Raw genomic sequence first — 15412 nt, 5'->3', positions numbered from 1 at the left:
GTTCTGAATTTGGAAAGAAATAGAATGGCAAAAGATTAACTACCCAGGTATTTAGCCACATGTCGGACAGAAATTAGACAGAACAGGAGGCGTTCAAGATGAAAATTAACCCTGCGGCATTTCACGCATATAAAAAAATAAACGGATATACCCATGCGTCCCGCCATATGGAGCAAACCCAGGAGGAGATGGCGGCGAAGACCGAAAACTCCGATCAAATTCAAATCAGCCCGGAGGGGGCGCGTAAAATGGAAGCCGAGCAGCTTTCCCGAGCAATTGCGGCGGAACTTTGCAGACCGGCATCGCCGGAACGCCTGGAAAGTCTGCGCAAAGCAATCCAGGATAAAAGTTATCATGTTCCGACCACCGATTTGGCAGACGCTATTATGCAGCATTGGTGCATTGCATAGACGAGGAGATGGATCGTTTGCAAAATTTTAAAAAATCCCTTGAAAATTATGTGACATTTTTGGAGGAGGCCGCCGCTGGCGAAAAAGAGAAATATACCGCGGTTCTCTCTTACGATCCTAAACGGATTGACCGGGCCACGTCCAATCAGCAGGCGATGAATATGCGCCTTGCTAAAATGGAGGAGCAGCGTGAAGCGGAACAGAAACGGGTTGGACTTGAAGGGCTTACCTTCCATGAAATACTCGAACGTTTGGACGCGCAGGAGCGTTCCGATTTTGAACAATTGTTCCGCCGGTTTGAATGCGCGGTAGATACTGTTAAATACTACAATGAAAAATGCCTGTCTTTCGTTCAGGGAGGGCTGCAGATGCTGGGCGTCACGGAGGATGCGCTTGCTTGCGCCCCGTATGACGCCGATGGAAAACGCTCGGAAAACGCGGCTGGCACATCGCTTTTTGAGACAAAGGTATAGATGGAGGGATTCGCTTGTTAAGGCCAACTTTCTTAGGATTTGAAACAGCCAAACGCGGCTTGACGGCCGCTCAAAAAGGGCTGGATATAGCCGGGCAGAACCTGACCAACTGGGATTCTGTCGGGTATACGCGCCAGCGAATGACACAGGTGGCGCTGGCCCCTGATTCTTATCGTTCCAGATTTTCTTCCAGCAAGGTGGGCTTTGCCGGACAGGGTGTGGATGTTACTGGGATTGGACAAACCCGCGACCAGTTTCTTGATAAACGGTTTCGGGATGAAAGCGGAGACGTGGGTTACTATGAGCAGTCTTCCACAATCCTGAACGATATTCAGGCGGCTCTCAATGAATATAATCCGAAAAACGACACCGGACTGCGGGCCAGCTTATTGAGCATCAACGACGCGCTGCAGGCGTTTTCTACGAACGCTTATTCCGAGACCCATGCCAACATTGTCGCTACCCAGATTTATTTTGATTGTGTAGAATATGTCAATCAAATTTGGGACGAACTTCAGCATCCAATGGTCCAAAGCGGAGAAAAATAAGGACAGCGGCGCTAGGTAAGCTTGTATTTTTCAAAAAAACGAAGTAAATGGATCATAGCTTGAAAAAATTCCAGGGGCGCCCCATTCGGGCGCCCTTGAATTTGCTTTTTTGGCTTGTTCCCCGCTTTGCGGCATGATATACTCAATGAATAGAAGAGTTTTTATGAAATGAGAAAGTTTATTTGCCTCCTTGCATTCCCTTGCCTTGGTATCAAAGGGCTTGTAGTTTAGGATGGAAAGAGACGCTGGCTTGGTCCTTTGACGCTGAAGGCAGAAGCGGCGCTTGCGCTACAGGAAAAGAGGGAGTTTCCTTTTGTCTGTAGAGACGGCCATAAGAAAAGACGATAAAACCTGGCGGTAAAATCCGGCAGGTTTTTTCTCCAATATTCTGTAGATGCGATGGAAAGAAAACTGTGTTATATTGATACATATATAGTACAAGAGAAGCGAAGGAGGTATGCCATGTGTATATGATTAGATGCTGCTGCGTCCTGGCGGCGGCAGTGCTGCTGTTTTCCGCCTGTGGGGAACGTCCGGCTCGGGAAGCCGCACTTTCCCAACCCCAGTCAGCCTACCAGGAGCAGCTTTCCTCCCAGGAAGAAAGCCGGCCCCAAAGCAAGACGCTGACCGTGACGGCAGGGGAAGAAAGCTTCGAAATTGTAAATGAAGAAACCGGACAGATCATACCGGTAACCTCTTTGGACCAGCTCCCGTCCTTTTTATCCGGGGATGAAAAAATTACTATTTTGGACGGGGAGAATACGGTTTTTGAGGGTACGCAGGAACAGTTGAAGGAATTTGTTCCCCTCCACGACGGAGATTATACCTATCGCGTGACAATCGGCCAGGACAGTTACCAATTTATTGCAAGGTGTGATTTTCCTGCGAAAATTACCATGGAAAGCAATACGGTGACCTTGGGGGAAGCGCTGGTAATCTATGTGGAGTATGCAGAGGAAGTATCCGCTTATACGGATTTGGATTTCCAGCCGGCTTTTTTCCAGACGGAGAACAGAAAAATGGGAATTTTGCCTGTGAGGTACTCTACGCAGCCAGGAATATATCAGCTGACGCTCACCGCCGGGGAGGAAAGCTTTCCGTACCAGATCAATGTAGGAGATCGGGAATTTGAGGTGCAGTACCTTACGGTAGATCCGGGAACTACGGCTAATACCATAGAAAATGAAGCGGCGAATTTGGAATGGGCGGAGAAGATCGAACCGCTGAAAAAAATCTGCGATCCGATCAAATATTGGGACGGACCGTTTTTACAGCCGGTAGAAGGCCCTATTACTACAGAATTTGGAATGATACGCTATACCAATGGGTCCCAAGTGGCTACCCGCCACAGCGGGATTGACATAGCCGCTGGAGCGGGGACACAGGTGTCCGCCGCCGGAGTGGGAAGGGTTCTGTTTGCGGATTTTCTTCAGCTTACGGGAAATACGGTGATTATTGAACATGGCTTTGGGGTGAAGAGCTGGTATTATCATATGGAGAGCCTGGATGTGAAGGCGGACGACTGGGTAGAACAGGGAAATCCTGTAGGCAAAGTGGGAAGCACAGGCTTTTCTACCGGACCCCACCTGCATTTCTGCATGTCGGTAAACGATGTGTTTATTAATCCCTGGACTGCATTTGAACGTGGAATTTATTAAAGAAAAAATGCAGGGAAAAGATACACAGAGCCGGCCGTGTATAGCGGCTTTTAGGAGTTTAAAATAACCGGAAAGGGACAGAAGGCCGGGGCGGCGGATTAAAAAGCTGCTGGAAGATACAGGGAACGGACGCAGTAAAAATTGTTTTAACGGCGGATAAATGTTATAATAAACCTGTGGGGAGTGAGAAAAGCCGGATGAAGATGAAAAAGATGATGGCGCCGCTGATTATCACGGCAATTTTGGTGCTTCTCTTTTTGGGTTATGTGGCAATATGGGCGGTAGTTCCTTTCCCGCTGGTGGGAAAACTTATCGGGGCGGCAATCCCTCTTGCCCTGATTTGTGTTTCTGTCTTTGTTTTGATAGAACGAATAAAAGAGATTAGGAGTGGTGAAGAAGATGATCTTAGTAAATACTGATTATATTTCCGGAAAAGAATTGGAAATGCTCAGTCTGGTAAAAGGAAGCACGATCCAGTCTAAAAATATTGGGAAGGATATTACCCAGAGTTTTAAAACCTTAGTAGGCGGAGAGCTGAAAGCATACAATGAAATGATGAACGAGGCTAGAGCTTTGGCCACCAAGCGTATGGTGGAGGAAGCGGAACAAATGGGCGCGGATGCGGTGGTCAATATCCGTTATGCCTCCTCTGCAATCATGCAGGGGGCGGCGGAAGTTATCGCTTACGGCACCGCGGTAAAATTTAAATAACATTAGCGTCCCGGATCAAATGTCCGGGACGCTTTTCTTGTGGAAAAGGGGTTGCGTCCCAACAAGGAATGTTGTACACTTAGGAGAAGAAATCAAAGGAACGTTTTACGATATACCGGGGGTGTTTTTTTGGTAAGACATTTGATTGAACCCATGGATTTGTCCTGCGAAGAGGTGGACGGGCTGTTGGACTTGGCGGACGATATCATTGCCCGGCCGCAGGCGTATGCCCATAAATGCGACGGCAAAAAAATCGCCACGCTGTTTTTTGAGCCAAGCACCCGAACACGGCTTAGTTTTGAAGCGGCCATGCTGGAACTGGGGGGAAGCGTGCTGGGGTTTGCGTCGGCGGATTCCAGTTCCGCCACCAAAGGGGAAAGCATCGCCGATACTATCCGAGTCGTACAGTGCTATGCCGATATTTGCGCTATGCGTCACCCAAAAGAAGGCGCTGCCAAGGTAGCGTCTCTTTATTCCAATATCCCGGTAATCAATGCCGGGGACGGCGGACACCAGCACCCAACCCAAACCCTCACCGATCTGCTGACGATCCGGCGGCTGAAAGGAAAGATAGAGGACTTGACCGTAGGATTGTGCGGCGACTTGAAATTTGGTCGCACGGTTCATTCTTTGATAAAGGCGCTGACCCGATATCCCCATATCCGTTTTGTGCTGATCTCCCCTCAGGAACTGAGGGTGCCGGACTATATCCGGGAGATATTGGAAAAAGAGGATATTCCCTTTGTTGAGGCGGAACGGCTGGAAGAAGTGATTGAACAGCTGGATGTTTTGTATATGACCCGGGTGCAGAGGGAACGCTTTTTTAACGAGGAGGACTATGTGCGCCTGCGGGACAGTTATATTTTGGACATGCCAAAAATGGAGCTGGCAAAAAAGGATATGATCGTCCTGCATCCCTTGCCCAGAGTAAATGAGATTGACACGGAAGTGGACAAGGATCCCAGAGCCTGTTATTTTAAACAGGTGCTGTTTGGAAAATACGCCCGAATGGCTCTGATCCTTAAACTGCTGGAGGTGGAATAGGATGCTTAACGTGGATAGCCTGGAAAAAGGTGTGGTTATCGACCATATTGCGGCTGGAAAAAGCATGGAAATTTATAAGTTTCTGCGTTTGGACAAGCTGGATTGCAGCGTAGCGATTATTAAAAATGTGCGCAGCAAAAAATCCGGGAGAAAGGATATCATTAAAATCGAGGACAAAATTGACCTGGATTTGGATGTGCTGGGATTTATCGATCCCAATATCACGGTAAATATTATCGCCGGGGGAAATATTATTGAAAAAAAGCATCTTACCCTGCCTCAGATGGTAACCAATGTGGTTCAGTGTAAAAATCCAAGGTGTGTTACGTCTGCCGAACGCAGCCTGCCGCATATTTTTAAACTGGTAGACGGGACAAAAGCGACCTACCGCTGTATCTACTGTGAACAGGAGTACAGTGCCAATACTAAGTGATCAAAGGAGTTTCGTTATGGTAACAATTGAAATGGAAAACGGCAAACAGATCAAGATTGAGCTTTATCCGGATATTGCTCCTATATCGGTGGAAAATTTCATCAGCCTGGTAAAAGACGGCTTTTATGACGGACTGATCTTTCACCGGGTAATCCCAGGATTTATGATTCAGGGCGGCTGTCCGGAAGGTACCGGCATGGGCGGCCCAGGACATCATATCAAAGGGGAATTTAAAGCCAACGGAGTGGAAAACAATTTGAAACATACCCGCGGCGTCCTTTCTATGGCCAGGGCGCAGGACCCTAATTCCGCAGGGAGCCAATTTTTTATTATGCATGCGGACGCGCCCCATTTGGACGGACAATATGCGGCTTTCGGAAAAGTAGTGGAAGGCATGGATGTGGTGGATGAAATCGCATCGGTTAAAACCGGTTGGGGAGACCGTCCCAAGGTGGAACAGAAAATGGCAAAGGTCACCTATACTGAGGATTAAATTTAGAAATATAGCGGTTTGAAAAAATCCGGCAGTGAACGATTTTCACTGCCGGACGTTTTATTTTGTAAGAACTCCACTGGGAGTTTCAATTAAAATTAAAATTTGCTCCTCCGCCCCTGTTTGAGCGTTGACATACACCAGAATATTTTCGTCTTTGGGAGTAGTGGTTTTAAACTCGTATGTCAGAACTTCATTTTGTCCGGAAGTAGGAATAAGAGCAAGGCGGGTGCTGCGGACCGCCAGCTGATCGCTTAAGGATTTCTGAGCCTGTTCTACCGTGATCATAGGTTCAGACAGGGAACGTTCCTTGTGATTATTGATATAGCCGCGGGCGTCATAAAAGACAATCGCCCCATCATCCAGCGCCACCCCTACTTTAATCAGGTCGGTATATAGAGTAACCTCCCCCTGCATCGCCGCATAATTGATGGTGCAGATACCGTTGGAGGTTTCATAATAAGTGGCCCGCATATTTTCGATTCCCAGCTTTTCCAGATAAGCGGAAGCGTTTTTTAAAAGGGTAGAATAGCTAAGGCGTTCCTCTCCAATTTCCCGGGAATTGACCATATAGGTGACAAAGCCGCCGGACTTGGTGACGCCTACGGCGATCCCATCGCATTGATAGGTAAAGGAAGGCATGTTGGAGTTTTCATCATCTCCATTTTCCAGATCAGATACGACCAGTCCGGCGGCCAGGGCTGCCTTGCGCCTGCCTTCTTCCCGGGTGATGGAAGGCTGCGCACGGGTAAGTTCCGGGCGTTTGGTGAGGATATGATCGGAGAACGGTCCGTCATAAATCAGGGTAGGATATCCGGTCATGGTCTGTTCCAGATCTTCAAATCCGCCGGCGAGTCCGGCGTTTTTGGCCTTTGTCCCTTCGGCGTCGTCCCCGGCGTTCTCATAGAAGGAGGATTTTACCGCCGTTACATCAATCTGGCCGTCCTGAATTTTTTGCTGAAGCTGATCGATATATTCTTTCAGCTTATTTCCATATTGTTGAAGGGACTGGGCGCTTTTACGCTCTTCTTCTGTAAGCGTTAGGCCGCTGTTTATTTTTTTAGAAAGGCTCATTGCGTAATCTCCCACCTGGGAAAGAAAACGGTAAGTGTTATCCATATGAAGTTCGCTTACCGGCAGGGTGGAAAGGGCGGATTTAGCGCTGCCCGCCTCCTTCCAGATTCGGGCGGACATAATGGAAAACTGTCCGGGGGTTCCGATATACTGCCCCTTATCCAAATCAGTAGAGATATTGGTAAGATAGCTGGAGAGTTCCCCCAGAGAACGGACATAGGTGGACTGAAGCTGACCGCGGTAATCCATAGCGCTTTTATAATTAAGATAAACCAGCCCTGCCAGCACCATAATCAAAGCGATGGCAAAGCTAAGTATTCGTACAAAGTTTCGGCGGGAAATATGAAAATCCATAAAAGTCCTCCTCCTGTTTTAGGAAATAATATATATACGCATAGTTATTTTGTGAAGAAATATTAAAAATATTTATAATTTACTTGTGAAAACGTTTGAAAAACTATAGGAAATGATGTATAATATAACGGATAATAGGGTATGTCTGCGCTGTAGACGGTGGAAGGATGTAATGAATGGAACACAAATTGGCATATCTTGACAATGCGGCGACTACCCGCGTATGTCCGGCGGCAATCCAGGCGGCAACCCGGCTGATGAAGGAGTGCTATGGAAACCCTTCGTCGCTGCATACAATGGGTGTTGTCTCTTCGCGGGAACTTTCCAAGGCCCGGGAGGAAGTGGCGCTGGCGTTAGGATGCCAAAGTGAAAGCGTCTATTTTACTTCCGGGGGAACCGAATCCAACAATTTGGCGATCTTCGGCGGCGCCCAGGCAAAAATCCGCCGGGGGAAAAAACTGATAGTCACATCGGCGGAACATTCTTCGGTGGAAGGCGCTGCGAAACGGCTGGAGGAAACCGGCTGGGAAGTAACCTATATCTCCCCGGACAGCACCGGACTGGTGGACGCCCAGGCAGTGGCGGATGCGGTGGATGAACATACCGCGCTGGTGAGCATGATGTATGTAAATAATGAAACCGGCGCAATTTTTCCCATTGAACGGGCGGCGAAATTAATCCGGGCAAAAAATCCCGAGACCTTGATCCACTGTGATGGGGTACAGGCGTTTGGGAAACTGCCTTTCCGGGTATCCAAGATGGAAATTGATTTGATGAGCGTCAGCGGGCATAAAATCTGCGGCCCCAAAGGGGTGGGCGCTTTATATATCCGCCGGGGAGTGCGGATTTTGCCATTGGTTTATGGGGGATCTCAGGAAAAAGGCATCCGTTCCGGGACAGAGAGTCTGCCGATGATTGCAGCGTTTGCGGCGGCCTGCCGGGAACTGAAAGTAGCAGATAATTTCGAGAAAATCCAGAAGCTGCACGATTATCTGGTAGAAAAATTAGAGGAAATTCCGGGCGTATGCATTAATTCCCCGAAAAACTCCTCACCTTATATATTGAATATTTCCGTGCCGGGCTACCGTTCGGAGATTATGCTTCATTTTTTGGAAAGCCGAGGGGTGTATGTCTCCAGCGGTTCCGCCTGTTCGAAAGGGGCGCTGAGCCATGTGCTTCGTTCCATGGGGCTTTCCCCTTCTCTGGTAGACAGCGCTTTGCGCATCAGTCTGATTTATGATACCCGTACAAAACAACTGGACCAACTGATTAAGGGATTAAAGGAAGGCATGGAGCAGCTGGCCCATTAAAGAGATTGATAGGTAAGATTGGTAGGAGTTAAATGAAAGAATTAATACTGCTTAAATGCGGGGAGATTGCCCTGAAAGGTTTAAACCGCAATTTTTTCGAAGATACGCTTATGAAAAACTGCCGCAGGCGGCTGGAGAGCCTGGGCAAATTTAAAATATACAAGGCGCAGTCCACGATCTATGTGGAGCCCGCTGACGAGCGCATCGACCTGGACGAGGCTGTGGAACGTCTGGACAAGGTGTTTGGTGTCGCCGCGCTGTGCCGGGCGGCAATTGTGAAAAAAGACTTTGAGGATATAAAAGAAAAAGCGGTTGTTTATTTAGCCCCGGTATTGGAGGACGCCCGCACGTTTAAAGTGGAAGCCAAGCGTTCGGATAAAACCTTCCCCATGAAATCTCCAGAGATTTGCATGGAGCTGGGCGGAGTGATTTTGGATCATTTTCCTCATTTAAAGGTGGACGTGCATCATCCGGATGTGACAGTATATGTAGAGATCCGCGATTTTGCCGCTTATATCCATACAGACCAGCATCCCGGCGCCGGGGGGATTCCTATCGGCACCAGCGGAAGCGCGGCTTTGCTTATCTCAGGGGGAATCGACAGCCCGGTAGCGGGATATATGATGTCCAAACGGGGGCTGAAACTGGTGGCGGTGCATTTTGTCAGTCCGCCGTATACCAGTGAACACGCGCTGGAAAAGGTGCGCACTCTTTGTAAAAAAATGGCCCCTTGGTGCGGGCGCATGAAGTTTGTGGTAGTGCCTTTTACTGAAATACAGGAAATGATCCGGGAGAAATGCCCGGAAGAATATTTTACGATTATTATGCGCCGGTACATGATGAAAATTGCCGAGCGCATCGCAAAGGACTGCGACTGCGGCGCTTTAATTACCGGAGAAAGCGTAGGCCAGGTGGCGAGCCAGACACTGTCGGCGATCGCCTGTACAGACGTGGCCTGTCAGATGCCGGTACTGCGCCCGCTGATCGGGATGGACAAGGATGAAATTGTAACTATCTCCCGAAAGATCGATACCTTTGAAACTTCCATCCTGCCTTATGAGGATTGCTGCACTGTCTTTACGCCAAAACATCCGAAAACAAAACCGAAGCTTTCTCTGGTTTTGAAGGCGGAAGAGGCCATGGACGAAGAAGCGGTTATTCATAAGGCCGTTGAAGGGATTGCTACTGAAATTATAGGGTAAGGACCTGTAAGGGGTGAAACAAATGATAGCTGAGATAATTGGCGTTGGCCTGCGGGCTGGTGAAGTGGCGGGACCAAACGCTCAGTTTATTGGAAAAGAATTGGGAGTGCTGGGGATTGGTCTGCAGCATCAATCCGCAGTAGGAGATAATCCTGCCCGACTGAGGGGCGCCATTGCACAGGCGCTTGGACGCAGCGATATTGTTATCATCACAGGCGGTTTGGGAGTTGGTCCGGAGGATATCACCAAAGAAGTAGTGTGCCAGGGCCTTGGGAAAAGGATGGTCCTTCATGAGGGAAGTCTGCGCAAAATTCGGGAGTTTTTTGCGCAAAGCGGCCAGCAGATGCCGCAGGCATATGCAAAACAGGCCATGGTTCCGGAAAACTGCGTGGTGTTCCCCAATATGCGTGGAACAGCCCCCGGCTGTGCTCTTTCTGCGGGAAACCAGTTTATTATAATGCTGCCGGAGGAGCCCAAGGAATTGGGCCCCATGTTCCGCCACAGCGTTGTGCCATACCTTGGAAAGTTTACCGACGCTTCCATCATTACCAAAACCCTTAATGTGTTTGGACTCACCGAACAAAAAACAACCGAACTGCTGGGAGAATTGGTAAAAAGTCAGAATCCAACGGTAGCGGTGCTGGAAAAACAGGGGGAAGTGCAGGTAAGAATTACCGCTCGGGCGGCGAATAAACATGCGGCTGTTGATTTGTGCGTGCCTGTGATGCAGGATGCGGCCAAGGCGCTGGGTGAAAATGTTTACGGGGTAGACGCGCCCAGTCTTCCCAAAGTGGCGGTAGCCCAGCTGTTGGAAAAGCAGCAGGCCATTGCGGTGGGGGAATCTGGCACTGGCGGGATGCTCTCCCAGATTTTAACCGAAACATCAGGGGCCGACAGGGCGTTTGTATATGGGGTGAGCGCGGCGTCCAGCCGCCTAAAGACTGCAACCTTGAAGGTTCCGGAAAAAATTCTCAAAAAATATGGCCCGATAAGTTCCCATACCGCGGTACATATGGCCTATGGAGCGTTGACCCAGGGCGGCGGGACGATTGGTGTGGCGATTACTGGAAATATGGGGAACAAGGGCGACGATACAAAGAAGTTCGGCCTTGTTTATATCGCGGTATGCGATCGGGAAAACGTATGGGTAAAACGCCTGGACCTGAAAAACTATTCCAGGGAGATGGTACAGTATCTTTCCTGCCTGTACGCTCTTAATATGACGCGGCTGTGTTTGGAACATCTGCCCCAGACATATAAAAATGCAATGCCTTTGAAAGCGGCATTGGCAGGCAAGATAAATAATGTTACCTCCAACGAGGAAACCGCGCCTTCCGGCAAAAGGAAGCTGGATAAAAACGCCCCCTGGTACAAAAAAGCGGCTTATGCTATCTTTCCTGTGAAAGGAGATCCTGCAGGGGAGATCGTCCGCAAAATGATTTTGATTACCGCGGTGCTGGTATTCTGCTGTTCTGCGGGATATATTATCCACTTCTATGGCCAGTCCTATGCCAACAGCAACCTTTCTGCCGCTATCGAAAGCATGTATGTGGAAGGCATGGATGAAAGCAATGTGAAAGTACCGGATGATTACCCTCAGGGGTATCAGAAAAAATTCGTCAATTTGTACGCCCTTAATGAGGATATCCGAGGTTGGTTGAAAATTGAGGACACGCAGATCAATTACCCCGTAGTACAGTACGACGACAATGATTATTATCTGCGCCGGGATTTTAACCGCAAGGATAATAAATATGGCGTTCCGTTTTTAGAATATCGGTGCGACGTATCTGTGCCCAGTGACAATCTGGTTATTTACGGGCATAATATGACCGACGGCCAGATGTTTGGGGAACTGATGAATTATAAGGCGCTGGATTACGTAAAAAGCCATCCGCTAATTTCCTTTGCCAGCGTATATAAGGACCATGAATATAAGATCGTCTCTATTTTTATTACCAATACCAGGATTGAACATGGAGAAATTTTCTATTATAACTCCATGAATGATTTTGAGGATGATACGGAACGTTCAACGTTTGTGAATGAAGTGTTAGCCCGTTCCCTATATAATTTCCCGGTGGATATTCAGTCGGGAGACAAGTTTTTGACCCTTTCCACCTGTTCTTATGAGTGGCAGGACGCCAGGACGGTGATCGTAGCCCGTCAGGTAAGGGAAGGGGAGGATACGGCAGTGGATACGGCCAATATTGTTTGGAATCCAAATCCAAAGATGCCGGATGTCTATTATCAAATTCAAAATCAGGCGGCGGCCTCCAGTGCCACCACCACATCGATAGAGGAGACTTCGTCGGCGACCTCTTCCTATCAGGAGGTGGAAAGCTCGGAAGATTGGGAAGAAAGCAGCAGCTATTCTTCCAGCCGGAGAGCTTCCAGCAGCCAGGCGGCTTCTTCCAGCAGCCAGGCGGCTTCCTCCAGCAGTCAAGCGGCCTCTTCCAGCAGCCAGGCAGCCTCCTCCAGCAGTCAGGCGGCTTCTTCCAGCAGCCAGGCGGCTTCCTCCAGCAGTCAGGCAGCTTCCTCCAGCAGTCAGGCGGCCTCCTCCAGCAGTCAGGAGGCCAGTTCCAGTTCCCAGGCGAGCAGCCAGGAACAGGCCAGTTCTCAGGAACCCTCCTCTTCACAGGAGGAGAGCTCTTCTGAGGCTCCCCCTGTAGAATCATCCACGGACCCAAGGGAGGAAATTGGGGAAGAAGAAATTTTACCCACGTTTGTTACCACATCTACCATGACCACTTCTAATAAAAGTGAAAAACTGACCATTGTTTCCGGCGGAAAAAAGGTAACCGATACCGCCTATAACATTGTGGCGGGAGTCGTGGAGAAAGAAGTGGGTTCTTCCTTTGAGACAGAGGCGATCAAAGCGCAGGCGGTGGCAGCTTACTCTTTTATCAAAAATCAGAATGCCAGCGGCTTAACTCCTTCGCTGAATATGGCGTCGTCGGTATCCACCAAAGTAAAAAATGCGGTGAAATCGGTGTCCGGAGAAGCGGTTTATTATGGCCGTTCAGTTGCGTTTACCCCCTTTTACGCCATCAGCTGCGGGATGACCAACTCTTCTGAGGATGTTTGGGGAGGAAGCTATAGTTACCTTGTTCCTGTGGAAAGCTGGGTAGATCAAAATGTGAAAAACTACCGGGTAAAAACCACAATGACCGCCAGCGCGGTAAAGAAGAAAGCCAAATCCGCTTTAGGAGTTACTTTAAGCGACGATCCGGAAGATTGGTTTGAAATTCTCAGCTATACGGAAGGCGGTTATGTGGATAAAATTATGGTTGGAAACAAAAAAACCACCGGCCGGGTAGTACGGGAACAAATGCTGGGTCTGCGCAGCGCTTGTTTTGATATCGATTATGACTATGATACGGACAAGTTTACCTTCACCACCTATGGTTACGGCCATGGTGTGGGGATGAGCCAAACCGGCGCGAACGAATATGCCAAGGACGGCTGGGATTATGAGGATATTTTGGAACACTATTATCCTGGCACCCGGGTAAAATAAAAAGGAATAACGGCGGCCGATACTTTTATGGTATCGGCCGCTTTTTGTTTGGGAAAGTTTTCCTGAAAAAATTCTTTGAAATTTTCTAAAAGCCCTCCACAAGAGGCGCAATTTATGATATAATTTTAAACTGATATGAATTTTAGTGGGAAAGAGGGCTTTCCATGAATTTGATTAAAAAATTGTTGCGCGGTTTATTTTATATGGGAGTTAGGATGAAAAAATCTTATCGGGCATATATTAGAAATGAAAATGTCCCGAAGATTTTTCGAAATGGGCTTGTACTTGTTTTATTGTGTGTTGCTGTAATTGGAGGCTCCTGGGCACTGGTAAACGCTATGATCAAGGGAGCGGGAGAACGCACTGTCCCTGTGCAGACAAACTCCCAAAACAACAGCTCCTCCTCAAAAGACGAGATGCCTCCTTCTTCCGCTGAATCAGCGCAGAGCGAACCGGCAGAGAGCGAACCGGAGGTGGACGTAATGGCGAGCGCTACCCGCCATGTGCCTATTTCCGCGGAACAGCTTTCCAAAGTGATCGACGAGCGGGCGCTGGACTATTTCGACAACCCGGTCTTTATTCCTCCGGCGGCGGGAGATATTGCAGGCTGGCAAAAAATTAACAGCGATGTGTTTGGATGGCTTACCATTTCCAATACCAATATCAGCTATCCGGTGGTAAAAGGACCTTATACAGATTATTATACAAGCAGAGGATATTACAAAGAGTATAGTACCAACGGAGTTATTTGGGCAGATTCTGATACGAAGATAAGTGCTGATGGAAAGATTAGTTCTATGAATACCGTTCTGTACGGCCATAACTGGACCAATATTTACCGTCCTACCCGAATTGGCGCCGGAGGAGATGTAATGTTTGCCCAGCTGGCAGCTTACGACCATGAGGACTTTGCCAAGGCCAATCCATATATTCGCCTCACTACCCTGGCGGGAGATAATCTCTATCAGGTGTTTGCGGTGTTCTACACCACTTTGGATTTCTCTTATAATTATGCGGACTTGTCCGTTTCCAGTATGCAGTCTATCTATAATACGGCAAAATCCAAAAGCATCCATGACTTAGGAGTCTCGGTCAACGCCGCTACAGATCAGGTAATTACTCTGTCTACCTGTACCCGTGTGTTGGGACCTGGTTCTAACCAGCGTTTTGTAGTAATGGCAAAGAAAATTCAGTAATCATAAAAAATCCCAGCAAAACAAGGTTTTGCTGGGATTTTTTATAGCCGCGCCGGACAAATCGAAGATTTGCACCCGCCTTAGGCGGAAAAACGCTTTGCGTTTTAGGGCGCAGGCTGCAAAGAGCATCCCATGGTTTCGCAAACGGCGAAACCATGCCCGGACGGTGTCCGGGTACAAAACAAAGTTTTGCTGGGATTTTTTATAGCCGCGCCGGACAAATCGAAGATTTGTACCCGCCTCTGGCGGGAAAACGCTTTGCGTTTTAGGGCGCAGGCTGCAAAGAGCATCCCATGGTTTCGCAAACGGCGAAACCATGCCCGGACGGTGTCCGGGTACAAAACAAAGTTTTGCTGGGATTTTTTATAAAAATTATTTAGCGGCCGTATGTAGCCGGCCATCCTCATAGTAATATTCAATCCCGCCGAGGACGGTTACATGGGTATTGTCCAAATTCTCTTTTTGTAATATCCGGGTAGGGGCGCATACAGCCACACTGTTGTCCGGCATATCCTGATAAACTACCGCGTTTGCACCGATCCGGCAATTATTTCCGATGGTGACGCGGCCGATAATTTTAGCGCCCGCGCCGATATAAACATTATTCCCCAATACGGGAGCGCCATATCCAGCGCTGTTTTTCAGACTGTTGGAACCGATGGTTACTTGCTGAAAAATAACAGCGTCCTTGCCAATACGCGCCTTTTCAGAAATAAAAATTCCCTGGACGCCATGGGGAAAACAGGGAGTAGTTTCCATTTGGCTGCCAAGGCCGATAAAACTGCCCCGCCGCATAAAATAATGGCTATATGTGAGCCGCATCAGTTTCCCTGGGCGGCTGCAGGTTTCTAAATGGCGCTTTAGCCCCCAGATGTTTTTATACCGGGCGAAAGCGTAACAAGTGAGAAAAGGACGAAGGACGCAAAACAGCAGATCTTTGAGCAAGAATAATCACATCACTTTCCAAATTTGCTATTATTCTACCA

The 15412-nt window shown here is 48.4% G+C and carries 15 protein-coding genes; 13 read left to right on the top strand and 2 right to left on the bottom strand.

The features are described 5' to 3' along the window. The first annotated feature begins 98 nt into the window (after positions 1-98). From H8705_RS09375 to H8705_RS09335, 9 genes are all read left to right on the top strand, one after another. A complete protein-coding gene (locus H8705_RS09375; RefSeq protein WP_262395515.1) occupies positions 99-410 on the top strand; it encodes a flagellar biosynthesis anti-sigma factor FlgM in 312 nt (103 codons plus the stop codon). Positions 411-427: 17 nt separating this feature from the next. Beyond that, entirely contained in the window at positions 428-883 is a 456-nt protein-coding gene (locus tag H8705_RS09370) for a hypothetical protein (protein ID WP_262395514.1), read from the top strand. A gap of 14 nt (positions 884-897) precedes the next feature. Then, positions 898-1431, top strand: coding sequence for a hypothetical protein (locus H8705_RS09365; RefSeq protein WP_262395513.1), 534 nt, complete (start codon positions 898-900; stop codon positions 1429-1431). A 470-nt stretch (positions 1432-1901) separates the two neighbouring features. Further along, a complete protein-coding gene (locus tag H8705_RS09360; RefSeq protein WP_262395595.1) occupies positions 1902-3089 on the top strand; it encodes a M23 family metallopeptidase in 1188 nt (395 codons plus the stop codon). A 197-nt stretch (positions 3090-3286) separates the two neighbouring features. Beyond that, positions 3287-3508 (top strand): hypothetical protein, encoded by a 222-nt coding sequence (locus H8705_RS09355; protein ID WP_262395512.1) that lies wholly within the window; start codon positions 3287-3289, stop codon positions 3506-3508. Further along, positions 3489-3800, top strand: a complete 312-nt coding sequence (locus H8705_RS09350; protein ID WP_262395511.1) for a YbjQ family protein — start codon at positions 3489-3491, stop codon at positions 3798-3800. The genes H8705_RS09355 and H8705_RS09350 overlap by 20 nt, the downstream gene beginning before the upstream one ends. Positions 3801-3929: 129 nt before the next feature. Next, positions 3930-4844 (top strand): aspartate carbamoyltransferase, encoded by a 915-nt coding sequence (gene pyrB / locus H8705_RS09345; RefSeq protein WP_262395510.1) that lies wholly within the window; start codon positions 3930-3932, stop codon positions 4842-4844. Between the two features lies 1 nt (position 4845). After that, positions 4846-5277, top strand: a complete 432-nt coding sequence (locus H8705_RS09340; protein ID WP_262395509.1) for an aspartate carbamoyltransferase regulatory subunit — start codon at positions 4846-4848, stop codon at positions 5275-5277. Between the two features lie 16 nt (positions 5278-5293). After that, a complete protein-coding gene (locus tag H8705_RS09335; RefSeq protein ID WP_262395508.1) occupies positions 5294-5770 on the top strand; it encodes a peptidylprolyl isomerase in 477 nt (158 codons plus the stop codon). 60 nt (positions 5771-5830) lie between these two features. Here H8705_RS09335 and ypeB read toward each other — a convergent pair whose 3' ends face one another. Beyond that, the gene (ypeB, locus tag H8705_RS09330) at positions 5831-7198 is read right to left on the bottom strand and encodes a germination protein YpeB (RefSeq protein WP_262395507.1); all 1368 of its coding nucleotides are present in this window, start codon (positions 7196-7198) and stop codon (positions 5831-5833) included. Between the two features lie 176 nt (positions 7199-7374). Here ypeB and H8705_RS09325 point away from each other — a divergent pair, with 176 nt between their 5' ends. From H8705_RS09325 to H8705_RS09310, 4 genes are all read left to right on the top strand, one after another. Beyond that, positions 7375-8508, top strand: a complete 1134-nt coding sequence (locus H8705_RS09325) for a cysteine desulfurase family protein (RefSeq protein WP_262395506.1) — start codon at positions 7375-7377, stop codon at positions 8506-8508. A 32-nt stretch (positions 8509-8540) separates the two neighbouring features. After that, positions 8541-9710: a tRNA uracil 4-sulfurtransferase ThiI gene (gene thiI / locus H8705_RS09320; protein WP_262395505.1), complete on the top strand. Its 1170-nt coding sequence runs from the start codon at positions 8541-8543 to the stop codon at positions 9708-9710. A 22-nt stretch (positions 9711-9732) separates the two neighbouring features. After that, the gene (srtB, locus tag H8705_RS09315) at positions 9733-13230 is read left to right on the top strand and encodes a class B sortase (protein WP_262395504.1); all 3498 of its coding nucleotides are present in this window, start codon (positions 9733-9735) and stop codon (positions 13228-13230) included. 215 nt (positions 13231-13445) lie between these two features. Then, the gene (locus tag H8705_RS09310; protein ID WP_262395503.1) at positions 13446-14426 is read left to right on the top strand and encodes a class B sortase; all 981 of its coding nucleotides are present in this window, start codon (positions 13446-13448) and stop codon (positions 14424-14426) included. Between the two features lie 372 nt (positions 14427-14798). On the opposite strand, the gene H8705_RS09305 is transcribed toward H8705_RS09310, so the two are convergent. After that, a complete protein-coding gene (locus H8705_RS09305) occupies positions 14799-15371 on the bottom strand; it encodes a serine acetyltransferase (RefSeq protein WP_262395502.1) in 573 nt (190 codons plus the stop codon). Positions 15372-15412 lie beyond the last annotated feature (41 nt).

The sequence above is a fragment of the Youxingia wuxianensis genome, from assembly GCF_014385085.1.
Classification (GTDB): domain Bacteria; phylum Bacillota; class Clostridia; order Oscillospirales; family Ruminococcaceae; genus Youxingia; species Youxingia wuxianensis.
This window is presented reverse-complemented; position numbering and strand designations above follow the sequence as displayed.